The sequence below is a fragment of the Streptomyces sp. Qhu_M48 genome (genome assembly GCF_051305195.1).
Classification (GTDB): Bacteria; Actinomycetota; Actinomycetes; order Streptomycetales; family Streptomycetaceae; genus Streptomyces.
In genome coordinates, this window is sequence record NZ_CP195432.1 from 4,707,165 (window position 1) to 4,731,435 (window position 24,271).

The 24,271-nt window shown below is 74.0% G+C and carries 18 protein-coding genes and 1 tRNA gene; 15 read left to right on the top strand and 4 right to left on the bottom strand.

What is annotated here, in order from left to right:
* The first annotated feature begins 143 nt into the window (after positions 1-143).
* The 13 genes from ACRRSS_RS21350 (at position 144) to ACRRSS_RS21410 (ending at position 13,544) form a co-directional block, all read left to right on the top strand.
* Positions 144-1,289, top strand: a complete 1,146-nt coding sequence (locus tag ACRRSS_RS21350; protein ID WP_435972720.1) for a DUF6421 family protein — start codon at positions 144-146, stop codon at positions 1,287-1,289.
* Complete coding sequence (locus ACRRSS_RS21355; RefSeq protein ID WP_435972721.1) at positions 1,282-2,415, top strand: branched-chain amino acid aminotransferase; 1,134 nt, start codon at positions 1,282-1,284, stop codon at positions 2,413-2,415. Before ACRRSS_RS21350 ends, ACRRSS_RS21355 begins: the two co-directional genes overlap by 8 nt.
* Entirely contained in the window at positions 2,412-2,996 is a 585-nt protein-coding gene (locus ACRRSS_RS21360) for a bacilysin biosynthesis protein BacA (protein ID WP_435972722.1), read from the top strand. The genes ACRRSS_RS21355 and ACRRSS_RS21360 overlap by 4 nt, the downstream gene beginning before the upstream one ends.
* Positions 2,996-4,249: an MFS transporter gene (locus ACRRSS_RS21365; protein ID WP_435972723.1), complete on the top strand. Its 1,254-nt coding sequence runs from the start codon at positions 2,996-2,998 to the stop codon at positions 4,247-4,249. Before ACRRSS_RS21360 ends, ACRRSS_RS21365 begins: the two co-directional genes overlap by 1 nt.
* A complete protein-coding gene (locus tag ACRRSS_RS21370; protein ID WP_435972724.1) occupies positions 4,234-5,391 on the top strand; it encodes a GNAT family N-acetyltransferase in 1,158 nt (385 codons plus the stop codon). Before ACRRSS_RS21365 ends, ACRRSS_RS21370 begins: the two co-directional genes overlap by 16 nt.
* Complete coding sequence (locus ACRRSS_RS21375) at positions 5,385-6,623, top strand: ATP-grasp domain-containing protein (RefSeq protein WP_435972725.1); 1,239 nt, start codon at positions 5,385-5,387, stop codon at positions 6,621-6,623. The genes ACRRSS_RS21370 and ACRRSS_RS21375 overlap by 7 nt, the downstream gene beginning before the upstream one ends.
* Entirely contained in the window at positions 6,620-7,705 is a 1,086-nt protein-coding gene (locus ACRRSS_RS21380; protein WP_435972726.1) for an aminotransferase class IV, read from the top strand. The genes ACRRSS_RS21375 and ACRRSS_RS21380 overlap by 4 nt, the downstream gene beginning before the upstream one ends.
* A 79-nt stretch (positions 7,706-7,784) precedes the next feature.
* Entirely contained in the window at positions 7,785-8,078 is a 294-nt protein-coding gene (locus ACRRSS_RS21385) for a 4Fe-4S dicluster domain-containing protein (protein ID WP_435972727.1), read from the top strand.
* Positions 8,079-8,100: 22 nt separating this feature from the next.
* Complete coding sequence (locus ACRRSS_RS21390; RefSeq protein WP_435972728.1) at positions 8,101-9,681, top strand: coproporphyrinogen-III oxidase family protein; 1,581 nt, start codon at positions 8,101-8,103, stop codon at positions 9,679-9,681.
* A gap of 6 nt (positions 9,682-9,687) precedes the next feature.
* The gene (locus ACRRSS_RS21395; RefSeq protein WP_435972729.1) at positions 9,688-9,969 is read left to right on the top strand and encodes an acyl carrier protein; all 282 of its coding nucleotides are present in this window, start codon (positions 9,688-9,690) and stop codon (positions 9,967-9,969) included.
* Positions 9,970-10,027: 58 nt separating this feature from the next.
* On the top strand, positions 10,028-10,594 hold the full coding sequence (locus ACRRSS_RS21400; protein ID WP_435972730.1) for an RBBP9/YdeN family alpha/beta hydrolase: 567 nt from the start codon (positions 10,028-10,030) through the stop codon (positions 10,592-10,594).
* Entirely contained in the window at positions 10,591-12,165 is a 1,575-nt protein-coding gene (locus ACRRSS_RS21405) for an amino acid adenylation domain-containing protein (RefSeq protein ID WP_435972731.1), read from the top strand. The genes ACRRSS_RS21400 and ACRRSS_RS21405 overlap by 4 nt, the downstream gene beginning before the upstream one ends.
* Before the next feature lie 14 nt (positions 12,166-12,179).
* Complete coding sequence (locus ACRRSS_RS21410; RefSeq protein WP_435972732.1) at positions 12,180-13,544, top strand: S8 family serine peptidase; 1,365 nt, start codon at positions 12,180-12,182, stop codon at positions 13,542-13,544.
* Positions 13,545-13,758: 214 nt separating this feature from the next.
* Here the strand turns inward: ACRRSS_RS21410 and ACRRSS_RS21415 are convergent, their stop codons facing one another.
* Positions 13,759-14,844, bottom strand: a complete 1,086-nt coding sequence (locus ACRRSS_RS21415) for a branched-chain amino acid aminotransferase (protein WP_435972733.1) — start codon at positions 14,842-14,844, stop codon at positions 13,759-13,761.
* A 115-nt stretch (positions 14,845-14,959) separates the two neighbouring features.
* Between ACRRSS_RS21415 and acpS the strand changes: the two genes are divergently transcribed.
* Entirely contained in the window at positions 14,960-15,556 is a 597-nt protein-coding gene (gene acpS / locus ACRRSS_RS21420; RefSeq protein ID WP_435972734.1) for a holo-ACP synthase, read from the top strand.
* A 30-nt stretch (positions 15,557-15,586) separates the two neighbouring features.
* Here acpS and ACRRSS_RS21425 read toward each other — a convergent pair whose 3' ends face one another.
* The 3 genes from ACRRSS_RS21425 to ACRRSS_RS21435 form a co-directional block, all read right to left on the bottom strand.
* Entirely contained in the window at positions 15,587-20,476 is a 4,890-nt protein-coding gene (locus ACRRSS_RS21425; protein WP_435972735.1) for a hypothetical protein, read from the bottom strand.
* A 28-nt stretch (positions 20,477-20,504) separates the two neighbouring features.
* Positions 20,505-22,838 (bottom strand): hypothetical protein, encoded by a 2,334-nt coding sequence (locus ACRRSS_RS21430; RefSeq protein ID WP_435972736.1) that lies wholly within the window; start codon positions 22,836-22,838, stop codon positions 20,505-20,507.
* A 3-nt stretch (positions 22,839-22,841) separates the two neighbouring features.
* Positions 22,842-22,913 (bottom strand) — tRNA-Pro (locus ACRRSS_RS21435).
* A 264-nt stretch (positions 22,914-23,177) separates the two neighbouring features.
* Here ACRRSS_RS21435 and ACRRSS_RS21440 point away from each other — a divergent pair.
* Entirely contained in the window at positions 23,178-24,203 is a 1,026-nt protein-coding gene (locus ACRRSS_RS21440) for a LacI family DNA-binding transcriptional regulator (protein ID WP_435972737.1), read from the top strand.
* Positions 24,204-24,271 lie beyond the last annotated feature (68 nt).

The following is a 24,271-nucleotide window of genomic DNA, read 5'->3' on the forward strand; positions in this document are numbered from 1 at the left end:
TCCCTGGCGACCGGCCGTGCTTGACGTAGGTGTGACGAACGGAGCCCCCGTGGCTCCGTTTCGGGGCCATTGCTGTGGGGGGTGGAGTGGGTCCGCGTACCGTTGCCCAGCTTCTGGATTTCGAACGTCGGGTCGTCCCTGCCGTGGACCGCCTCCGGGCGGTGCGGAGCGGCGAGACGGAGGGGGACCCGAGCGCGGTCCTCGACGAGGTGCGCGTGGCTGTGGAAGGACTCTCCGGACTCCTGTCGGAGCATCAGATATCAGCCACACTAGGGGACTTGGCGGCCTGGGCGGAGGCCGGGTGCGAGGGTGTGCCGGAGTTCGACGCCACCCGGGACACCGTGCCCGCCCCGGCGGACGGTGAGGCCGCCGCGTACATCGGCCCGGTGATCCTGCCCAACAGCGACCGCCACGAGGTCCACATCGAGGCGTTCTCCGTGGTCCGGCAGGATCCCGACTGCACGCCGTACCTCCAGGACGTCTACCCGCACCCCAAGGCCGTCTTCCAGTCGACCCGCCTGCTCTCCGCCTCCCGGGGGCTGCGGGAGGGCAACTGCGTGGTGTTCTTCCCGGAGAACATCCCGGCGGCCGGCCGATGTACCCACCAGAACTTCGCCTGGTTCTTCTTCGACCGGCACGTCGACATCTACGCCCAGACCCTGGCGATCACGGAGCGGCTCTGCGGTCCCGGGTCCCCGTTCGCCGGTGACTCCGGCCTCGTCTCCCCCGGGATCGACCCCGAGGACGTGTACCAGGCCCGGTGCGTCTGGGGGTACATGCACGACTACTTCCACCACACCGGCCCCCGCCCGCTCGACCAGCACCTGGCCCTCAAGACGAAGTGGCGGCCCGGGCTCCTGGAGGAGCTCAAGGTCGACATGAAGTCGGCGATCGCCTGCTTCGAGGAGGACGTGCCGTACGGCCCCGTCGTCTTCGAGTACATCCTGCTCGAACGGCTCTTCCGCTACCCGGCGCAGCCCGAGCCGCTGCGCAACTTCGACTCCGGTACGGGCTTCGCGCTCGGCACCTGGCTCGCCGCGCACGGACTCTTCACGGACGACGGGCGGGGGCGGCGCGCCCTCGGCTCCAAGACGGAGATCGTGGAGTGCGTCCGCGAACTCGTCCGGCGGATCGAGGAGATCGAGACGACCGAGGACGACGACGCCTACCGGACGGGGGCGGTGGACTTCCTCTACGGGACGCTCCTGCGGAAGCCGGAGAGCAAGCCCGACCGTTACGGCGGCCCCCTGGCACCGATCGGTCTGTGGGGTTCCGAGGTCCATGTCTGAGACACCCGCGTCCGGCCCGCCCGGAGCGCCCGCACCGCCCGCCCTCGACCGGATCCTCCGGGACCCCGGTTTCTGCCGCCACTCCACCGGACGGGTCGCCGTCGTGGAGTGGGAGGCCGGGGCCGGCTGGTCGGAGCCCCGCGTCCAGCCGTACGACACGCTGCCCATGGATCCCGCGACGCTGGGGCTCCACTACGGGCAGGCCGTCTTCGAGGGCATGAAGGCCTTCCGCGGCGCGGACGGTTCGGTGTCCCTCTTCCGGGCGGCCGACCACGGTCGGCGCCTCGGACGCTCGGCCGCGCGGCTCGCGATGGCCGAGATGCCCGTCGACCTGTTCACCTGGGCCTGTGCCGAACTGGTCGCCGCCGACGAGCGGTGGGTGCCCGGCGGGTACGGGCAGAGCCTGTACGTCCGGCCGCTGCTGATCGCCACCGAGGCCGAGATGGGGCTCAGGCCCTCGCACAGCTACCGGTGCGTCTTCCTGGCCTACCCCGCCGACCCCTGTTTCGGGAGCGGCTTCCGGCCGCTCGCGGTCACCGCCGCCACGGAGACGGTGCGCGCGGTACGGGGCGGGACGGGCGAGGCGAAGTGCGCGGGCAACTACGCCGCCAGCCTGCTGACCAGGACCGAGGCCCAGGCCGCCGGGTACGACGAGGCCCTCTGGCTCGACGGTGTCGAACGCCGCTGGGTCGAGGAACTCAGCACGATGAACGTCTTCTTCGTCTGGCACGGCGAGGACGGGCCCCGGCTGACCACCCCGCCGTGCGACGGCACGATCGTCCGGGGCATCACCCGCGACTCCCTCCTCACCCTCGCCGGTGGCCTCGGCCTGCCGGCCGTGGAGGAGCCCACCGCGATCGACGCCGTCCGCGACGGGATCCGCTCCGGTGCCCTGGCCGAGATGTTCGCCTGCGGGACGGCCGGTGTGGTCGTCGCGGTGGGGCGGCTCGGAACCGCGGGCGAGGACCTGGTCGTCGGTGACGGCAGGGAGGGCCCGGTGACCGCACGGCTGCGCGGCGCCCTCCTGGACGTCCAGCACGCACGTACACCCGACACGCACGGCTGGCTGCTGCCGGTCACCGGGCCCGCAGCGGCCGCAGACGAGGGCGAGGGACGACGCGCATGAACGCCAGCACGGGGCTGAAGTCCGACCGCGACGGGACGCTGTCGGGAGTCACGAGAATCCACACCCTCGGCCCCTCCGGCACCAATCTGGAGAAGGCCGCGCACCACTGGTTCGCCGAGCGCGGTGTCGCCGGTACGGTCCTGCTCCACTCCGAGGTGGAGGACGGGCTCGACGTGATGGGCTTCGACGGGAGCGAGGCCATCCTGGCCTGCGCCGTCTACCCCCGGCTGCACGACCTCGTCTTCGGGAACCTGCACCGGCTCGAGATGGTCGACAGCTTCATCCTGGACACCCACGACATGGTCCTCGCGGGCCGGTCGGAGGGCACCGCCGTCCGGACGATCGTCTCCCACCCGGCCCCCAGCTGCCTGGTGGCCGACCGGGGTGCCGTGTCCCTGGCGAGCAGCAACTCCCGGGCCGCCGCCCTGTGCGCGGCCGGGGAGTACGACGCCTGTGTCACCACGGGCCGGGCGGCCCAGGCCGAGGGCCTGCGGGTCCTGGAGAACTTCGGGCCCGTCCCGATGGTGTTCACCCTGCACGTCGGCAAGTCCGGCACCGGCGCCACGACCGGGGCGGTGTGATGCGCAGGACCCTCCGGAAGGACGCGCCGGCCGGCCGCCGCGGCCTGCCGGCCGCCTTCCAGGCCCTCATGGCGAGCGAGGCGGTGTCCTCGGCCGGCTCCCAGTTGACCCTGGTGGCCCTGCCCGTGCTCGCCGCCGTGGACCTGGACGCCTCGCCGTCGCAGATCGCGCTGCTGAGCGGCGCGCAGTTCGTGCCCGTCCTCCTCGTGACCCCGTTCGCGGGGCGGCTCGCGGACCTGCGGGACCGGGGGCCGCTGCTGTACGCGTCCCACTTCGCGCGCGCCCTCGTCCTGCTCCTGATCGTCACGCTGGCCGCCCTGGCCCTGCTGGACTACGCGGTGCTGTTCGGGGCCGCGGTGCTGCTCGGCGCGTTCACCGCGCTGTTCGACACGGCCCTCCTCGCCTATGTCCCCGACACGGTGGACACCGAGGACCTGACACGGGCCAACGGGCAGTTGGCGGCGGTCAACGCGGTCTCGCAGACCGCCGGGCCCGCCGTCGGCGGTCTGGTCGTCTCCGGACTGGGGCCGGGGCTCGCCCTCGCCCTGGACTCCCTCTCGTACCTCTTCGGCGGTGCGGCCCTGCGGGCCCGACGCATGCCGTCGAAGAACCGTGCGAGCCGGGAGAGCGCTTCCATCCGGGCCGGGTTCACGGCGGTGGCGGCGTCCGACCCGCTGCGGCGCCTGGTGGCGGCCGGTTCCCTGTTCAACCTCGCCGAACAGGTCGCCCTGAGCGTGCTGTTCATCGCCGTGGTGCAGGAGGCCGAGCACTCGGTCGCCTTCCTCGGCATCGGCTTCAGCGCGGCGGGCATCGGCAGTGTGATCGGCGCCAAGGCCACCGCGCGGTACGGCGGCGGGGACGGCGCCCGCTCCTGGGTGTGGGCGCTGCTCGTCTCGCAGGCGGCGCTGCTCGCGGCGCTGTGGGCGCTGGGCTTCGGCGTCTGGGGAGCGGCGGCCTTCCTCGCGAGCATGCTCGTGTACGGCGCGGCCATGGCGTTCTACAACGTGCACTCCCTGACCCGGCGTCAGCTGGTGTCTCCCGAGGGGATGCTGGGCCGGGTGAACGCGGTGTACCGGACGTTCGCCTTCGGGACCATCCCGATCGGGGCGGGCGCCGCGGCCCTGCTGCTGCTGTTCACCACGGCCCCGGTGGCCGCCACGCTCGTCGCGGTGCTGAGCGTCGTCGCCACCTGGGTCCTGGCCGGGGGGACGTACACGACCGAGAGGCAGGACGAGGCATGGACGACACGCTGACACCCTTCGTGGTGGGAGAGCGGTCGCGGCTCGATCCCCACGCGGCCGACGAGTCGTGGCTCGACGAGGGCGGGTTCTACAGCTCCCGGCGCTGGACGGTCTCCCAGGAGGGCGACCGCGGCTTCGACACGGCCTATCTGGTCGCCCACGACGGCCGGAGCGGCCTGACCGGCGGTCTCGTGCCGTTCCACACGGCGTCCGGCGGCGACAGCAACCCGCTCTACAACGAGGCGACCCTGCTCGGATACGCCCCGCAGGTGCAGGTCCTGGCCGGCTCGCGCACCGGGTACGACAACCGGGTTCTGATCGGCCCCGGTGTCTCCGGCGCGGATCGCGCCCCGCTCCTCACGGCGCTCTGCGAACGGCTCCTGGAGCGGGCCGAGGAGCGCGGCGCCTCGCACGTCTCCTGGTGGTACCTGCCGGAGGAGGAGGCCCGTGACCTGGCCGCGCTGCCCGGGTTCGCCACCGTCGCCACGCCCTGTCCGCCGACGGCGGTGGTCCGGCCGCGCGGCGCGGACTTCGACGAGCACGTGGCGGCGCTGCCCGCCTCCCGGCGTTCGCTGGTACGCCGCGACCTGAAGCGGCTCGCCGCCGGCGGGTACCGGTCGCGGAGCGTGGCCGCCGACCCGGCGGACCTGGAGCGGTACGCGCCGCTCGTCTGCCAGGTCCAGGCCCGGCACGGCGAGGAGCTCAGCGAGGAGGGCGCGGTCCGCTACCTGCTCCGCTGCCTGAGCATCGGGGGCGGTGAGGACGGGACCGGCGGCGATGTGGTCGTCACCGAGGTCCTGGACGCCCAGGACCGGCCGGCCGCCTTCGCGCTCGGCATCGTCCACGGTCGGACGCTGCACATGCGGGTCTTCGGCTGCGACTACGCGGCCGGGCACGGCGCTTCGGGCGAGTACTTCGAGGCGACGGTGTACGGCCCGTTGAGGCTCGCGCTGGAGCGGGGGCTCGACGCCGTCCACCTCGGTGTCACCTCGTACCGGGCGAAGTCGCTGCGCGGCGCCGAACTCCACGCCCGCCGGGCCCTGTTCATGTCCCGCCCCGACCGGCGCCCGCCCGTTCCCGCCCCCGACTGGGGATTCCTCGGGGACGACGAGCGGTTCCTCGCCGGAGCGTCGTCGGAGGTCCTGCCGTGCTGATCGTCGTCCAGCCCCTGTCGGCGGGGGTCCGGCTCGCCGCCCGGGTGGTGGAGTCCGGGGTTCCCTGCCTGATCCCGACCCAGTTCCCCGAGCTGCTCCCCCCGGAGGTCCGGGCGGCCGCGACCGTCGTCGACTGGCATCCCGACCGGGGCGTGCCGGAGCTGCTCCGGCTCGTCGGGGAGTCCGGCGCCCGGCCCACCGGGGTCGTCGCGGGCTTCGAGTACGTGGTGCCGGAGAGCGCCGAGCTGGCCAGGGCCCTCGGCCTCCCGGCGCTCGGCGCGGACGCGGCCGAGGCGGTGCGGCAGAAGGACGTGATGCGCCGCTGGTGCGCCGAGCGGGGTGTCGCGTTCCCCCGGTCGGTGCTCGTGGAGCCCGGGTCCGCGGGTCCGTGCCCGCTGCCCTTCCCGGTCGTCGTGAAGCCCGTCGACTGCGGCGGGAGCCTGATGGTGAGCCTCTGCCGCGACGAGGAGGAGTACGGGCGCGCCTGCGCGACCGTGCACGGGCCGGGCGAGGTGAGGTTCCATCCGAACCCGCGCCGGGCGGCCCTGGTGGAGGAGTACGTCGAGGGGCCGGAGTTCTCGCTGGACGGCTGGGTGGACGTGGACGGCCCGCACCTGGCCAGCGTCACCACCAAGTTCCTCTCCGCGGAGCCGGACTTCTTCGAGATGGGCCACATCGCCACCGCGCCGGACGGGTCGCCGCACGGCGTGCTCCTGGAGGAGTTCGCCCGGCGGGTCGTCAAGGCCTTCGAGCTGTCGGTGGGCCCCTTCCACATCGAGACCCGGATCGACCGCGACCGGGGGCCGGTGCTGATCGAGGTCGGCGCCCGGCTCGCCGGTGACAACATCCCCGAACTCGTGCTCGCCGGGCCCGGAGTGGACCTGTGCGCCGCGGCGGCGGACGCCGCCCGCGGGCTGCGGCACGAACCGGGTCCGCTCTCCCCGGTGAGCGCGGGCCTGGCCTTCGTCACCACCGACCGGCCCGGGACGTTCGCCGGGACGCTGGCCGGTGCCGAGCCGTTCACCTCGGCGCCCGAGTTCCGCGAGCTGGTCCCGGAGGCGGAGCCGGGCGCGGTGCTCGACCCCGGCGACATCTTCAGCAACCGGGTCGCCCGTATCCACTTCGAGGGAGCCCTCGACCGGGTCGAGCGTCTCGTCGCCTCGGTCATCGGAGACGTGAGGGTCGACGTCGAGGGCGTCGACCCCAAGGACAAGGAAGGTGTCCGCGCATGAGCAACGAACTGGTGGTCACACCCACCGCCACCCCCCGCACGCGGCCGGAGGCGGACGGGTCGACCGTGCCGGTCCTCACCGATCACGCCTTCTTCATGCGGACCGGGAAGCGCCGTACCTGGCAGGGGCTCACCGTGGCCGACCGGGACACGATCCCGGCGCTGCGGCCCACCGCGGCCGCCGTGCTGGCCGGCCAGACGGTCGTGGACACGTTCACGGCCTACCGGACGGAGGACGGCACCGTCGCCGTGTTCCGCCCGGACAGCCACGTCAAACGGCTGAACAACGGCGCCCGCCGCCTCGCCCTGCCGCAGGTCGACTTCGACCGGGTGTGGAGCTCGGTGCGCGCCCTGGTCGAGCTGGACCAGGAGTGGCTCCCGGCGGAGGCCGGCGCGGCCCTGCACCTGCGCGCGGTGCTCGCCGCCGACGGCGCGGGGCTCGCCCCCTCCCCCGCCGACGACTGCCTCTTCTACGTCCTCGCCTCCGTCGCCGACCCCGCCGCGGCGGGCAGGCCGGTCCGGGCGATGGCGCTCGACGGATACGTCCGGGCCTGGCCAGGCGGCACCGGTGACGTCAACGACGCCGGGTCCCTGGCGGCCGGCGTGGTGCCCGGGGAGGTCGCCGCCAACTACGGGTACGACCACGTGCTGTGGCTCGACGGGCCGCAGGGCCGCTTCGTGCAGCAGATCGGTCACCTCAACGCCTTCTTCGTGATCGACGGGGTGCTGACCACTCCGGCCCTCGACCGGTCCGTCCTGCCCGGTGTCACCCGCGACTCCGTCGTCAAGCTGGCGCGGGACTCCGGGACGCGGGTCGTCGAGCGGCCGGTGGAGCTCGCGGAGGTCCTCAAGGGGATCGCCGACGGCACCGTCACCGAGGCCTTCGCCACCGGCACCGAGGCGGGCGTCGCACCGGTGACCGCGCTCGGCCACCAGGGCGAGGAGTACCGGTTCGCATCCGAGGAGGCCGGTCCCGTGACCGGTCGGTTCCGCGAGCTGCTCGACGGCATCCACCGGGGCGAGGCGGTCGACCGTTTCGGCTGGATGCGCCGGCTGACCGAGGTCGCGCCGATCCACGCGTGAGGGCGTCACACCCCCTGTGACACGAGCCGGCGGGAACGCCGGAACCGCCGGTAACACAGAGCGCGGAGGTACCGAGAAGATGGCGTACGTCGTCACCGACGAGTGCATCGGCTGCAAGTACACGGACTGTGTGGACGTCTGCCCCGTGAGCTGTTTCCACGAGGGCCCCGAGATGCTCTACATCAACCCCGAGGAATGCATCGACTGCAACGCGTGCGTCGCCGAGTGCCCGCCCGAGGCCATCTGGGCGGACGTCGACCTGCCGGAGGACAAGCTCCAGTGGATCGAGATCAACGGAGAGATGAGCGGCACGTACCCGGTCCTCCACGAGAGCCGGGGTCCCCACGGGGAACCCGCCAGCCAGCCTTCCTGAACAGAGAGCGGGAGCCGAGGCCATGACGACCCAAGTCGAGAACCCCTTCATGCTCGGGCTCGACTCGAACTTCTATCTGAAGGACGAGTTCGAGAGCCCCGAGAAGCGCACCAACGTCACGTGGTTCTACCCCAAGATCTGCGCCTTCCAGGACTCCCTCGACGACGAGGCGAAGAAGGCCGAGTACTTCTCCTTCCTGGACCGGCAGTCCCACCCCGAGCAGACCGACATCCTGCTCTACTTCCACATCCCGTTCTGCGAGGCGTTCTGCAACTTCTGCGCGTGCTTCAAGGAGTCCGCGGCGAAGTACCAGGGCGAGCGGCAGAAGCGGTTCGTCCAGGCGATGGTGAAGGAGATCGAGCGGAACGCGCGCTCGAGGTACTTCCGGGGAACGAAGATCAAGTACGTCCAGTTCGGCGGCGGCACGCCCTCCGCGCTCGAACAGGACTCGATGGCCACCATCCTGGAGGCCGTTCACCGCGAGTTCGACCTCAGCGAGGTCGACGGCATCTCCCTGGAGGGCAGCCCGCTCGGGCTCTCCAAGGACGGCTACATCGAGATGCTGAAGTCGCTCGGCATCACCCGGATCTCCTTCGGCGTGCAGACCCTCGACCCGGAGATCCGCAAGAAGCTCACTATCAAGGCCACCGTCGAGCAGGTCCACCAGACGGCCGAGAACATCCGCAAGGCCGGCATCCGCACCTTCGCGCTCGACCTCATGTACAACCTGCCGGGGCAGGACGACGAGGTGCTCGCCAAGGACCTCCACGGCATCTGCGCCGAGCTGCGCCCCAGCTTCGTGCAGACCTACCGCTTCAACCAGTGGGAGGGCACCCGGCTCGACCAGCAGATCCGCGCGGGCAAGGTCGCCGACGTCAAGCCCTCGGGCGCGATCGAGCGCGAGCAGTACCGGCAGATCAAGCAGGGGCTCGCGGACTACGGCTACGACAAGCAGCTCCTGATCAACTTCTTCACCCACCTCGACGACGCGGGCGAGATCGGCCTCAACCACGCCTGCGGCGGCAACGGTTACCGCGCCAGCTACACCCTCGGCATCGGTCCGGCCGCCGAGAACTACATGGGCGAGCGCAGCTACCGCAACCACACCGACGTCGAGCGGTGGATGCGTGAGGTCGAGGCCGGGATCATCCCCATCGAGCAGGGCCGCATCTGCAGCGAGGACGAGGTCGAGAACCGCGTCATGGTCTTCTTCCCGGTCTTCGGGACGGTGAGGAAGGCGGACGTCGCCAACTTCGAGAAGTACCGCCGCGAGGTCGACTGGCTGGTCGAGGGCGGCTACGCGGTGGAGACCGACGAGGAGCTGACGCTCACCCAGGTCGGCCGGGAGAACGCCGGCAACATCGCGTTCCTCTTCTACTCCGACGAGGAGAAGGCGCGGGCCCGCCGCACCATGTACCTCTCGCTGAAGAACAAGCGCAACCCGTTCCACCAGGACGCCCAGAACATCCCGCGGACCCCGCTCTTCCTGCAGACCCGCCCGAAGACGGCGGACGAGGACGCCGCCGGCGGGGCGAAGACGCCGGGCGAGGGCGCCCCGACGAAGACGCCGGCCGAGGGCACCGCCGCGCCCGAGAGGAGCTGACCGACGGTGAGCGACCGCAAGACCCAGGCGGACATCGAGGACGACCTCCGCGAGGTCATCGCCGAGATCTTCCCGCACCAGCGGGTCGAACTCTCCTCCGAGACCCCGCTGTTCAACGGCGGGCTCTCGCTGAACTCGACCCAGATGATCGAACTGACCCTGGCCTTCGAGACGTTCTACGACATCGAGCTCGAACCGGAGCTGCTGACCGTCGAGAACTTCGCGACCCTGGGTTCGCTCTCCGAGCTGCTCGAAGAGCTCCTGGACGACGAGGTGTCCCCTGTCTGAGATCTCCACGACGGGGCCGGGCGCTGCCCGGCCCCGTTCCCGGGCGGACGTGCGGATCGTGCTGATCCACGGGAACGCCGGGGCGAGCGTCGAGGGCATCTGGTTCCCGTACCTCAGACGGGAACTGGAGGCCCTCGGCCACCGGGTGGTGGCCGAGACCTTTCCGGACCCGATCAAGGGCCGGATGCGGTTCTGGCTGCCGTACCTCACGGACGTGATCCGGCCAGACGAGAACACGGTGATCGTCGGGCACTCGTCCGGCGCGCTCACCGCGTTCCGGTACGCGGAGACGGCACCGCTGCTCGGTACGTTCGCCGTGGCCGGCCACCACACCGACTGCGGCTTCGAACTGGAGCGCCGCAGCGGCTTCTTCGACCGCCCGTGGGACTGGGACGCCATCCGGGGCAACCAGCGCTTCATCGCGCAGTTCCACTCCAGGGACGACCCCTGGGTCCCCTTCGAGGTCGCCGAGGAGCTGCACCGGCTGACCGGGAGCGACCTCACCGTGATGGACGGCATGGGCCACTTCGGCTCGTACGACCAGAGGATGGAGGCCTTCCCGGAGCTGCTCGACGCGGTCCACCGGCGTCTGGAGTCACCCCTCACCTGGCAGGAGGACCGATGACCGGGCACCCGGACGGCGCCGGCGTGCCGCCGTTCGCCGACGAGATCCTCGAGCGCCGCCGCGCGAGCGACGCCACGGCCGTGGTGGCGCTCGACACCGGGGAGGCGGTCACCTACCGGACCCTCGCGCGGCGGACGCAGACGCTGACCGATCTCCTGGCCGGTCTCGGCGTCGGCCGGGGCTCCACGGTCGCCATGGTGATGGACAAGTCGGTCGCCTCGGTGACGGTCATGTGGGCGGCGCTGCGGCTCGGTGCCCGGTACGTACCGGTGGACGAGTCGCTGCCGGCCGCCCGGATCGCCCTGCTGCTCGGCCTGTGCGAGCCCACGGTCACCCTGGTCCACCCCGAGCACCGGGGGCTGCTCGACGGGGCGCCCGCGGGCAGCGTGGTGACCGTCGGGGACGGCCCCGGCGGCACGGGGTGGGATCCGGCCGCAGAGAGCGACGTGCGTCCGGCCGGCCCGTCGGACCGCAGCCCAGAGGACCACGCGTACGTCGTCTTCACCTCGGGCTCGACCGGCTCCCCCAAGGGCGTGGTGATAAGTCACCGCTCGCTGTGCGCCCTCCTCGAAGGGGTGCAGAAGGTGGTCGGCTTCGAGGACGGCATGCGCTTCCTCAACGTGGCGCCGCTCTTCTTCGACGCCTCGGTCGTCGACCTCTGGTCGACCTTCCTGGTCGGCGGCTCCGTCCATCTGCTGCCCCGGCTGCGGATGGCCACGCAGATCACCCGGGCCGTCGAGGAGTGGCGGATCACCGACACCCTCCTCGTCCCCTCGGTGATCCGCATGCTGGTGGGCCGCTTCAGCGACGCCGGCCGACGCGACCTGACCTCGCTGCGGAGGCTCTGGTTCGGCGGTGAGTCCTGCCCGGTCCCGGTGCTGCGCGCGTTCGCGGCGATGGTGCCCGGCCTCACGTACGTGCACGGGTACGGGCCGACCGAGACCACCCACAGCGCGACGCTCTTCCTCACCGACGACATCGCCGGGTACGAGGAGGAGTTCCTGCCCATCGGCGGCCCCCTGCCGAACGTCGACGTCCTCGTCGTCGACGACGAGCTCCGGCCGGTCCCGGACGGCGGGACCGGGGAACTGCTCATCGGCGGCCCGCAGGTGATGGTGGGGTACTGCGGCGAACCGGACCGCACCGCGCGGGCGGTCGTGGAGCTGCCCGGCCCCGCCGGGGGCCGCTACTACCGCTCCGGCGACTACGTCCGGCGCCGGGACGACGGAGCGCTCGTCTTCCTGGGCCGCCGCGACGACGCCCTCAAGATCAACGGCAACCTCGTCCATCTCTCCGAGGTGGACGCGGCCACCCTCGCCGTGGCGGGGGTGACGGACTGCTGCGCGGTCCCGGCCGAACACCCCGTGACGGGGAAGGCCATCACGCTCTTCGTCCTGGGCCGGGGGGACGGATCCGGTCCCGACGAGACCGAGCTGCGGCGGGAACTGGCCCTCCGGCTGCCCGGCTACATGCTCCCCGCCCGGATCGACTTCCTCACCGACGAGGACGTGAACCTGACCCCGTCCGGCAAGCTCGACCGGCACCGCCTGCGGGCGCTCGCGAACGGCTGAAGGGAAGGCACCGCATGGTGGAGGAGGAGCTCACCCGCTTCGAGCGGCGCGGGGTCGTCACCGTCGTCCCCCGCTCGGCCACCGGGCTCCGGATCGGCTCCGATCCCGCCCTGCTGCTGCGCCACCCGGTGGAGGAGTTCCTGCCCGCCCCCGGAGTGGTGGAGGCGCTCGCCGACGCGTTCACCGGCGAGGGGCTGAGCGTGGAGGCGCGGACGGAGGTCGGACTCACCGTCGCCGGGGAGAACACCCTGCTCGCGGAGGTCTTCGGCAGCCCCGTCCTTCCCGTGCGCAACAAGTACATCCGGGGGTCGGTGCGGTACGAGCTGAAGGCCGCGCGCGCCCTGCGCTCGCGCGTCCGTCCCGAGCTGGTCGCCGAGGTACGGGCCCCCCGCTCCGGCTTCGAGCTGACCGTCGCGGCCGCCCCGCCGCTGCCGCCCACCGACCGGTATCTGCGGCTGCCCGAGGACGCCGTCCGCGTGGCCGGCGCCGAGCCGCTGCACGCCGCCGGGATCCGGGGCGAGGGGGTACGGGTGGTGATGGTCGACACCGGCCTGTACGCGCATCCGCACCACCGCGCGCACGGGTACACGACCTCCGTGGTGCCCGCCGTCGACGGCCTCGACCCCGCCGCCGACGAGCGCGGACACGGCACCGCCATGTCGGCGCTGCTCCTGGCGGTCGCCCCCCGGGCCGAGCTCACGATGGTGAAGATGGCGAACGAGGCCTTCTCCTTCCCGCTCGCCGCGTTCCAGCGGGCGGTGGAGCTGGCGCCGGACGTCATCTCCTGCAGCTGGGGAACCCTGCGGGAGGAGCCCCAGCTGCACCTGGAGGTCGCCGACGCGGTCCGGCGGGGCATCACCGTCCTGTTCGCCGCGGGCAACGGCTCCACCGACCGGCGCACCGCCATGTTCCAGTCGGTGGCCACCCCGGGCGCCCTGACGGTCGGCGGCGTCCATGTCGGCCCCGACGGCGCGCGGCACGCCTCCGACCTGGCGTCGAGCTACCGCTCGGCGGTCTTCCCCGGCCGGAGCGTCCCCGACCTGTCGGGCCCCTGCGGGACGCTTCCGCACGGTGACTACATCGTCTTCCCGACCCAGCCGGGCTGTCTGTTCGACCGCCGCAACAGCGCCTACGACGGGACCGCGCCGGACGACGGCTGGCTGGTCTCCAGCGGGACCTCGGGCGCGACGGCGTACGCGGCCGGAGTGGTGGCGCTCGCCGTGCAGCGGGGAGTGGGCGGGGGCCGCGCCCTGCGGGCCGGAGACCTCGCGGACGCCTGCCTGCCGGTCACCGGGGGGACCACGTCCACCGGGGACGACTGCGGGGGCGTCTGCCCGAACGACGCGGTGGGCCTCGGCCTGCTGACGGCGGGGGCCTAGGAACCGGTCCCCCGGGCCCCACAAGCCGGTGGCGTGCGGGGCCCGGTGTGCCGGGTGCGGTGTGGCGGGTGCGGTGTGCCGAGGCGGTGCACGCCATGCCGTGTGCGGTGCACGCCATGCCGCGTGCGGTCCCGGGCGTCCGTCGGTCCGTCGGTCCGTCGGTCCGTCGGTCCGTCAGACCGTCAGACCGTCAGACCGTCAGACCGTCAGACCGTCAGACGAGCCTCCGCATCCAGCCGTGCGGGTCCTCCGCCCGCCCGAACTGGATGTCCACCAGACGGCGGCGCAGCCGCATCGTCACCGAGTCCTCGGCGCCCGTGTCCGGTGCGACGACCTCGCCGTCGTGCCAGACGAGGCGCCCGACGGGGGTCACCACGGCGCCGGTGCCGCAGGCGAAGACCTCACGGATGGCGCCGGTCCGGGCGCCCTCCTGCCATTCGGTGATCTCGACGGCCCGCTCCTCCACGTCGAGCCCCGTCTCCTTTGCGAGGGCGAGGATCGACGCGCGCGTGACCCCCTCCAGGATGGTGCCCAGCTCCGGGGTGACCAGGCGCCCGTCGTCCGTGACGAAGTACAGGTTCATGCCGCCGAGTTCCTCGACGTACCGGCCCTCGGCCGCGTCGAGGAAGCAGACCTGGTCGCAGCCGTGCTCGCCGGCCTCCAGCATCGGCGCGAGGCTGGCCGCGTAGTTTCCGCCGCACTTGGCGGCGCCGGTCCCGCCGCGCCCGGCTCGGGTGTAGTCCGTGGAGAGCCAGATCGAGACCGGCTTCACGCCCCCCGAGAAGTACGGGCCGACCGGCGAGGCGATGACCATGTACGTGACCTCGGCGGCGGGCCGCACGCCGAGGAAGGGCTCGGAGGCGAACATGAACGGGCGCAGGTAGAGGCTCTGTTCCTCGCCGGTCGGAACCCACACCTGATCGGCCCGGACGAGTTCGGTGACCGAGTCGAGGAAGGCGGGCAGCGGGAGTTCGGGGAGGGCGAGGCGCCGGGCGGAGCGCACGAACCGCTCGCCGTTGGCCTCCGGGCGGAAGGTCCAGACGGAGCCGTCCGCGTGCCGGTAGGCCTTCATGCCCTCGAAGATCTCCTGCGCGTAGTGCAGGACGGCGGCGGCGGGGTGCATGGGGATCGGCGCGAAGGGGACCACGGCGGCGTCGCTCCAGCCGCCGTCCGCCGTCCACACCGCGCGGGCCATGTGGTCGGTGAAGTACTGGCCGAACCCGGGATCGGCGAGGATCTCGGCGCGCCGCCCGGGACTCGTGGGAGTGGGGTTGGGCTGAAGCGTGAACCGCAGACTCATCGCGGGGACCCTCTCGGTCGGCGCTCGGTGACGGCGCGCGCGTGCTCCATCATGGGTGACGGCTCGGCACCTTATCGGCCGATCGCCCGACGGAGCAAGAGAGTTGGATCTTGGGATGATGATCGGTTCGGTGGACGGCGGAGAGACCGTCGGGGCGGTCGGCGAGAGGGTCGGCGAACAGGCCCCCGAGTCGGCAGAAGCGGCGCCGGGAGCGGCCGAGGCCGAGCCGGGGGCGGAGGGCGCCGGGCCGGGGGCGGTCGGCGTGGGGCCGGGGGCGGGGTGCGGGGCCGTCGGCGAGGCCACGGTCGCGGCCGCGTCCGGGCTGGTCGGCAGGCGGGTCCTCCGGGTGGGCACGGACCTGGTGGAGGTGGACGAGATGCGGGCCGTCCTGGCCCGTCAACCGCGTTTCTCGGCACGGGTGTTCACCACGGCCGAGCGCGCCTACTGCGACATCCCCGCGGACTCGGCCGAGCGGTACGCCGTACGCTTCGCCGCCAAGGAGGCGGTGCTCAAGGCGCTGGGCGTGGGCCTCACCGGTTCGGTCCTCACCGAGATCGAGGTGGTGCGCGCCCCGTCCGGGAGCCCGTCCCTCCGGCTGACCGGCCGCGCCGCCGGCCTGGCGGAGGAGGCGGGGATACGGTCCTGGCTGATCACGCTCACCCACACCCGTACCCTCGCCCACGCCTTCGTGGCCGGACTCCAGGAGGAGTGAGCCGGGCGGGACCCGGCCCACTCCTCCTGGTCAGGCGCTCCGGCCCCGTTCGCGCTCCCACGCCTGGGCGAACAGCTCGTGCAGGGGTGCCGTCGGCAGTACCCGGACGAACGGGGCCCGCATCCGGTTGCTCCACAGCGGACGCACCTGATGGCTCGCCAGTTTCACCTTTTCGAGCGGCAGGTGCGGGGCCTTGAGCTCGGTCCACTCCCCGGGCAGGAACAGCGTCCGGCCCGCCCGTGCCCGCTTGGCCTCCAGGACCGCGCCGGTGGCGAGGAGTTCCGCCCGGACCTCCGTGTGCCGCTTGCTCGTCCAGCCGTTCCACCGCCGTACGTTCCGGTCGGTGGGCGCGGCCAGCGCCGCCAGCTGGAGGTAGAGCGCGGCGGCGTCCGCCTCCACGCCCAGTTCCCCGGCCGCGCGCGCGACGAGCTCGGGGCAGGAGTGCCGGGGATCCGCCTCGTAGGCTCCGTCGGGTACGGCTCCCGAGACCGCCCGCCGCATCATGCGGTCGAGTCCGCCGCCCACCAGCAGCGGCGCCACCCGGTCCAGCTCCTCGGCGAGGTCGGTGATCTCCCGGACCCGCCGCCACGCCTCGGGGTCGGCGACCAGGGCGGGCCGCAGGAAGGCGTCGCCGCCGGGCACGCACACCACCAGGGGGCCGGAGTCGTACGCGGTCGTCGCGGGCATCTCCCCCTGCTCCTTGCGGCGGTCCGTCGACACGGGCAGCCGCGCGGGCCCGAACCGCTCGGCGATCGGCACCGTGCTGTCCTGGATCCGGCCGCCGGGCAGTTCGACGAGGAGTTCGGGACGGGCCAGTTCCGCTCGCAGCGTCTCGTACAGGGCCGTCGCACCGGCCACCGCGGGGTCCCCGACGGGGCGGTCGGTCCAGGCCCACACCAGCGCGCTCGCGATGCGGTCGAGCGGCAGACCGACCGGCGTGCCGTAGGGCAGTTCGGGTCCGGCCGGCGGCAGGGCCCGCACCTCCACACCGAGGCCGTACGAGGGCGCCGCGAGGTCCCAGCCGGCCGCCGGGACCGTGTCGTCCCGGGCGGCCTCGTAGCCCCCGGCGAGGCGCCGGGCCCAGACGTCGGAGAGGCCCAGATCGGCCTCCAGGGCGTCGGCCGCCTCGTCGTGCACGGCGGACAGCGTCCCCATCCGCTCGCTCCATACCGCGGCCATCCGCTCCACGGCCGCCTCGACGCCGCCGGGCCGCCACAGCTCGGCCGGGTCCTCGGGCAGCGCGGCGGCCAGGACGGCCCTCCGGCCGTCGCCGCCGAGCCGCGCGCGGAGCTTCCCGTACGCCTCGGCCGTCATCGGGCTCGCCTTGTACGGGGCCTTGCGGGCCAGGGAGCGGTCCGCGTCCCGGTCGCCGCGGCCGACCAGACCGGCGACCACGAGCCGGGCCACGGCCCGGCGGACACCGGTCAGTTCGGCGAAGCGGACGGCCGCCGACTCGGGCACCGGCACGGGGCCGTTCGCCTCGATCGCCGCGAGCAGGGCCCGCAACCGGGCGGCGTCGTCGCGGTCCACCCGCACGAGCCGGGTCCGTCCGGCGTCCTCCGGGACCGGCGGCTCGCCCGTGCCGTCGCCGGCGGGCGCCACGAACCAGCACCTCCCGCCGCCGTCCCAGGCCTCGGCGGACGCCACGGGCCTGCCACCCTCCCGTACCCGGTCCAGGACTTCGGTGCCGGAGGCGCGGCCCACCCACCACCGGCCGCCCGCGCGGGCGAACGGCTGGTCGGCCCAGGTCTCCAGGAGCCCGAGGAGGGCCGACCGCTCCGTGTCGGGGGTCGGGGCCACCGCCGCCCGCCAGGCCACGGCGTCGATCGAGCCGAGCAGCTGCGACCAGTCGTGGGGCGGGGCGGGCGGGGAGAGCCGCCGCACCTCCTCGGCGATCGTCCCGGCCAGGCAGGCGCCGTCGGCGGCGAGCGCGCTCAGCGTCGCCGGCTGTGCCGCGTCCTTGGCCCGCCGCCAGGCGTCGCTCTGCCCGTCCACGAGGAGGCCGAAGAGCGCGGGCATCAGCTCGGTGTCGGGCACGGCGCGGCTCGGCAGGACCGGCGGCGCCTCGGCGAGGAGGGTGACGCGTCGGTGCAGGACGCGGCGGCGCTCCTCCACCCGCGCCGCCCGCTCGCCCACCGCGAGGACCGCCTCGACCAGGACCGGATCGGTGATCTCGGGCAGCTCGCGCGCCACGGCGGCGCGCAGCGCCTCCGTCCCGTCGAGGGCGGCGGCCAGGAGGGTGTCCGCGGTCTGCCGCCCCACCGTGCGGAGCGCCTTGGAGCCCGCCGGGTCGCGGGTCCGCAGCAGGTACCAGAACGCGGGCGGCAGGGCCACACCGTGGGACGCGGTGGCCCGACGCTTCGGCTTCACCCGGGGATGCCGGGGCGAGTGGTGCCCGTCCAGCTCCCACAGCAGGACGCCGTCCGCCGTGTAGGCGCGCACGCCCGTCCAGGTCTGCGCCTCGGCGAGGACCACGTCCTCCACGGCCCCCTCCGGGGGTGCCCAGAGGCCCCACGGCTCCTGTCCCGGCCGGTCGATGTCGAACCGGGCCGAGCGCCCGTCGACGCTCTCCACCAGGAAGTGGTCCGGCGCGTGGTCGCGGTGGCGGGTGCGGAACAGCACGCGGGTGCCGACGAGCCCGTCCCGGCTGCCCAGCGGCGAGTCGGTCAGACCGGCGGGCAGCGGCGCCAGCTGGAGCGCCTCGCGGGCCACGGTCATGTCCCCCTCGGCGGGGCCGGTGCTCGCGGGGAGGCCGGGGAAGTCCGGCAGCGGTGTCGCGCCGAGCCGCTCGCCGGTGACCGGGTCCACCACCTCCCACGCCCGCCCGCCGTAGACGGCGTTGGTCCAGATCCTGGTGCCGTCGCCGAGCTGGAGCTCCTCCCGGTCGATGCCCCCGGTGTCGCCGGGGCGCGTCACCCGGAGGCCGCCGTGACGCCCGCCGCCGTCGGCGGTCTCGAACTGGAAGCCGTACCCGCCGTCCAGGCTGCCGCCGAAGGCCACCAGACCGCCGGACTCGGTCGGGGTGAACGGCTCGTCCGGCCGGTCGGCCCAGACGGCCGTGTCGCAGTGGTACGGGCTCGACCCGAGGGTCCAGCTCACCAGGAAGGAGCCGCCCACGTAGTGGACGGCGAACATCGTCGCGCCCTCCGGCACCGTGAACCGGCAGGAGCCGCGCACCCCGTCGGGGGCGACGGCGACGGCCCGGTCGCGCCCGAAGACCGTGAGCACGGGCCAGGTGGAGGTCACCCCGGCCACTCCGGGGAGTCCGGCCGCGCCGAGCACCGCGGCCGCCCCGGCCGCTTCCGGCCCGGCCTGGGCGCCGCCCTGCTCCCCAGCCGCCGCCGGGGCGTCCGGCGTTCCCGGCTCACCCGGCGTCCCAGGCGGTGTCGTCCGGCCGGTCTCCGCCTCGCGCGCGGCCTCCGCCGCGAACTCCTCGTACACCGCCTCCAGGGCCGGCCACGCCAGCTCCTCCGGCAGACCGGCCGCGAGGGAGCGCCGCAGCGCCCCTCCGGCGGACGCGCCCGCGAGGGCGTCGACGATTCCGCCGAGCGCCGTCACCGTGGGCCGGTCGAGGACGGTCTCCAGCTCGGCGACGGCCTCCTCGGCCCCCGCCATGCCGCCGCCGCCGACGGTGTCGACGAGCTTGCCGACCCGCCCGGCCACCTCCTGGGCGATGCCCTCGTTGCCCGGGAGCAGCGTGACGGCCGATCCGGGCGTGCGCGCCGGTGCGCCGTACCAGTTCGGCGTGAGTCCGGCGTGGACGGTTCCTTCGAGGCGGGGGCCGAACACGGGGTCGGCGGCGAGCGCCGTGAGGTCCCGCTGGGACCGCTCGCCCCAGAAGCGCATCCGGGTCTCCGGGCCCGGGTCGACGACCGTGACCCCGGCCGCCAGGCAGGCGTCCAGCACGTCCGCGTCGAAGCCCTGGTAGTGGTGCCGGGTGGTGTGCACGGTCACGGCGTCGCCCGCCGCGCGCAGGCGCGGCCCGAGGCGGCCGACCAGGTCGAGGAACTCCGGCGGAAGCTGCTGCCGTCCGACGCCGCCGCGGGGCTGCCGCGCGTACTGGTACATGTGGACGAAGTGCCCGACCCAGTGGTGCAGTCCGCGGTCCGGGACCACCCGTCCCGCCTCCATGGCCGCGGTCGCGCCGCAGCCGATCAGCACCCGCAGCCAGGGTCCGCCGTCGGTGACGCTCTCGGGGAAGACCTCGACGAGTCCGGCGGCGATCTCGTCCGTCGGCGGATGGGCCGTCAGGATCGGCTCGGCGGCGGTGAGGAGCGCGTCGGGCACGGACTTCCCCCGGGTGACGGAGAGGATCGCGGCCACCACCCCCGCGACCTCGTCGTCCCCGTGCCCGGCCTTCTTCGCGGCGGCCCGCACCCGGCGCACCAGGTCCGCCGGCAGGTCCGCCTTCGAGCCCGCCCACGCGGTCAGGAAGACCCCCAGCGCCGCGTACGCCTCGACGGGCTCCAGGGTCTCGGCGAGGAAGCGCTGGTGGGCCCCGAACTCCTTGGCGGGCATGGCCCCGCCCTTGGCGAACAGCAGACCGTTGGCCCGGCGGTAGGCGGGATCCACCGCGAGCCCGTGCTCGGCCTCGGCGGCCCGCGCCGCCACGTAGGCCCGGCCGCCGGGACGGCTCCCGTAGCCGATGAGACGGTGCCCCACGGTGTCCCAGAACCAGGGCAGGTGCGCCGTCGGGAGCCGTCGTGCCCGCCACGCCATCGCGTCGACGAAGGCGCCGGGCTTGGTCCAGGAACGGTTGAGTTCGTCGCCCATGTCCTCCGTCAGGTCGCGCGCCGCCCCGGCCGCGCCCGGGTCGTGGGCGGCGACCCAGTCGGCGTACGTGGTCGAGACGTGCGTCCTGCCGTCGACGGGCAACAGGGCTTCGAGCGAGGCGATCATGTCCTGGATCGTCGCACGCACCACTGACACCGCCCGCGGCGGCGGGTGTTCACGCCTCCGGCAGCCGCCCGGGCCCCGTCGGCTCGACGCACAGCCAGTGTCCGCCCGTGGCGGTCCAGCCGGTCAGTCTGCGGGCCCGTCCGGCGTCCGCCGTGCCGTCGGCGGCGAAGGAACCGCCGTCGGCGACCAGCCGCAGACCCGCCAGGGCCGGTGCCAGACGGGCGGCCACGTGTCCGGGGTGACGGGCCAGCTCCCCCGGCATCCCGGCCAGTACCCCGGCCGCCGTCTCCCCGTCGCACAGGGACAGGTGGAACAGCATCTGCCGCCAGGCGTACGCCGCGTCCTTGACCGTGGCGAGCGGCCACCGCTCGTGGTGCACCCGTCCGGTCAGGCGGCAGACCGTGACGAAGCAGCGGCGGGCCAGGTCCGCCCAGCCGCCCGCGGGCGCGATGCCGACGCGGTGGACCAGGGTGGCGAGGTTGTGGGTCGTGAGGATCTGGGCCTGCTCGATCACCGTGCCATTCTCCGCCACGCCGCCGAAGGGGCGCGCGCCGGCCCGCTCGTGGCACAGCGCGGCGAACTCCGGCGCGTCCCGCGCGGCCTTCCGCCGGGCCGCCCCGCGTCCGGGCCCGGCGTCGGCCAGGGCGCGGACGGCGGCGTAGTCGATGCCGTAGTACCGCTCGTACAACGAGCCGTCGCCGAGCAGCTTCCCGGCCACCACGGCGGCGGCCTGGAACTTCGGGCTGAAGGTGCCCATGAAGATGTCGGCGGCCAGCTCCTCGACCAGGGGGGCGTCGAGGCCGGTCCGGCGGGCGAGCACGGAGAGTTCACGGACGAGCGGGTTGGGCAGCAGGGTGCCGGGGAAGCCGTCCACGGCGACCTCGGCGAGCCGGCGCAGCGTCGCGTGCGCGGAGTCGCGGACGTCGGCGCCCGAGGCCCGCTGGGCCGACACCGCGCGGACCCAGGGCAGTTCCTCGATCCGGACCTGCCGCTCCAGGTCGAGCAGCAGCAGGGAGCGGCGGTTGCGGAAGGCCCGGTAGTTCGCGGCCGCCAGCGTGCGCAGCGGGGCGTCCCGGTGGGCCCGGGCGGTCTCGGCGGCGACGAGCTGGGGCACCAGCTCGGCGAGCACCTCGGCGGAGGGCACCACACCGAGCTCCACGAGGGTGGGGAGCGGCGCGCTCCGCGCCGCCTCGACCACGCGGCGGATCGCGGGCGGTACGACCGTCCCCGCGGGCAGGCCCGACCGCTCCCCCTCGGCCTCGGTCACCGGGGCGACGAGCGCGCTCACGTCGGCCGCGCCGGAGTCCTGCGGAAGGCCGGACAACCGGTGGGCCACGAGGTGGGCGACGTCCCGGTGGGAGGGCAGGGCGGCCTGGGCCGCCTGGGCGCTCCGTACCGCCGTGTGCCGTTCCGAACCGGGCAGCCCCCTCTTGCGGACCATCGAGGCGACGGCGTGCCGCAGCAGTCCGAGCCGCCGCGCGTCGAGCGGCCGCCCGGCCGCCGTCTCCTCCAGGGCTTCGCGCAGGATCCCGGGGTTCCCCCTGGGGTCGCGGTGACGGCCGCACAGGGTGTGCTCCAGGGCCAGGGACCGGTAGCGGTCGAGGAGGGCGGTGCCGCGTTCGTGCCACCCGCCGCCGGGCGCGCGGTCGAGGACCCGGTGGTCGGGTCCCGCCGTCTCCAGCCAGTGTCCGAGCAGTTCGTCCTCGAAGGGCCGCCAGACGCGGAGCGCCTCGCGCTGGGTCTCGACGGCGCCGTTCGGGCCGCGGGCGGCGAGCGTGGCGCCCGCCTCCGCGACCGTACGGCGGTGCACGGCGTCGGTGTCGGGCGCCGGGGACCCGGTCGGGCGGGGGGTGAACCGCAGCGTGGCCGCGAACGGAGCGATCTCCCGGACGAGGTCGAGGGCCGCCTCGGCCTCCCCCGCACGGACGAGCCAGGCCACTGTGAGCAGCGCGGCCTCCTCGGGGAGGGCCACCTCGTAGCAGGTGCTGTCGAGGAGCCCCCACAGCTCCGCCAGGCCCGTCTCGGTGAGGCAGTGGGCGAAGAGGGCTTCCCTGTCCTCCGGTACGCCGGCCTTCCGCGCCGCCTCCGTCTCGTACGCGAGCAGGGGGCCACCGGCACGGGCGGTGCCCGTGGCGAAGCCGCCGTGCAGCACCTCGGGGGTCACCCAGGCGGGCAGGCCGCGTACCGGGGTGCGCGAGCCGACCTTCAGGGTGCCCGCGGCCATGCCCGCGAGCACACGGCGCCAGCCGCCGGCCCGTTCCTCGGCACGCGCGCGCGTGGCGGGGTCCGCGTGGGTGAGCGCGGTGACGAAGGCGCGGGCGAGCCTGCCCTCGGCGTAGGCGCCGGAGATGATCGGGGGCTGCTTGTCAGCGTGTGTGTCCATAAGCCGACATGGCGGGTTCCGCCCCCGCGCCCTCCGGGTCCCGAGCCCGGCGCTCTGCTGCTGAGCTACACGTCGTAGGGCCCTGACGGTAGCCAGGGTGCCGAAAGCGCGGCAACGGGGTTTTCGGCGGTCCTTCGGTACCGGCGGATGTCCGGGGCCCGCGTGACCGGCCCCGCACCCCCGGGACGGCGGGTGGCGTTTCGGGCTGGGAGCGCTCTCAGAGGGTGGGGGGTACAGATATCCTGATCCGCACAAGAACGCACACCGTACGACGCGCACCGGAACGCGCCCGCCGCACGCCGGACACCGTCCACCCCACGCAGCCGAGGAGCGCCCGCCTTGCCCGAGCAGACCACGGGGCCCCGCCCCACGCTGGAAGCCGTCGCCGCTCGCGCCGGCGTGTCCCGCGCCACGGCCTCCCGGGTCGTCAACGGGGGTGCGGGCGTGCGCCCTCCGCTGGTCGAGAAGGTGCGCAGGGCGGTCGACGAGCTCGGCTACGTGCCCAACCACGCGGCCCGCACCCTGGTCACCCGGCGCAACGGCGCCGTGGCGGTGATCATCGCGGAGCCCGAGTTCCGGATCTTCTCGGACCCCTTCTTCGAGCAGCAGGTACGGGGCATCAGCCGGGAGCTGACCGCGCACGACGCCCAGCTGGTGCTGCTGTGGGTGGAGGGCCCGGGGGACCACGACCGGATCGCGCGCTATCTGGGCGGCGGGCACGTGGACGGCGCGCTGGCCTTCTCCCTGCACAACGACGACGCGCTGCCGGCCGTGATCGACCGGATCCGCATCCCGGTCGTCCTCGGCGGGCGGCCGGCTCCCGGCACCAGCCCGGCCGTGCCGTACGTGGACTGCGACAACCGAGGCGGTGCCCGGGAGGCGGTGCGGCACCTGGTGGGGCTCGGGCGGCGGACCATCGCCCACATCTCCGGGCCGGACGACCAGACTTCCGCGCTCGACCGGATGCACGGCTACCGTGACGTCCTCGTCGACGCCGACCCCGGGCTGCTGTGCCGGGGCGACTTCACCGAGGCGAGCGGTGCCCGCGCCATGGCGGAGCTGCTCGACCGGCGGCCGGACGTCGACGGCGTCTTCGTCGCCAACGACCTGATGGCGTCGGGGGCGTTGCTGACCCTGCGGGAGCGCGGTGTGCGCGTCCCCGAGGACGTGGCGGTCGTCGGCTTCGACGACATGGACTCGGTGGTCCGCGGCACCTCCCCGTCCCTGACGACGGTGCACCAGGACATCGAGGGCATGGGGCGGCTGATGGTGAAGCTTCTGATGCGGCTGCTCGACGGGACCGGCCCCGAGCTTCCGGCATCGGTGATCACCCCGACGTCGCTCGTGCTCCGCGACTCGGCATGAGGCCGGTCCGCGGAGCGGCGGCACGACGACGGGCAGGGGACGGCGGGCCCGGGTGAGGAGGAACCCGG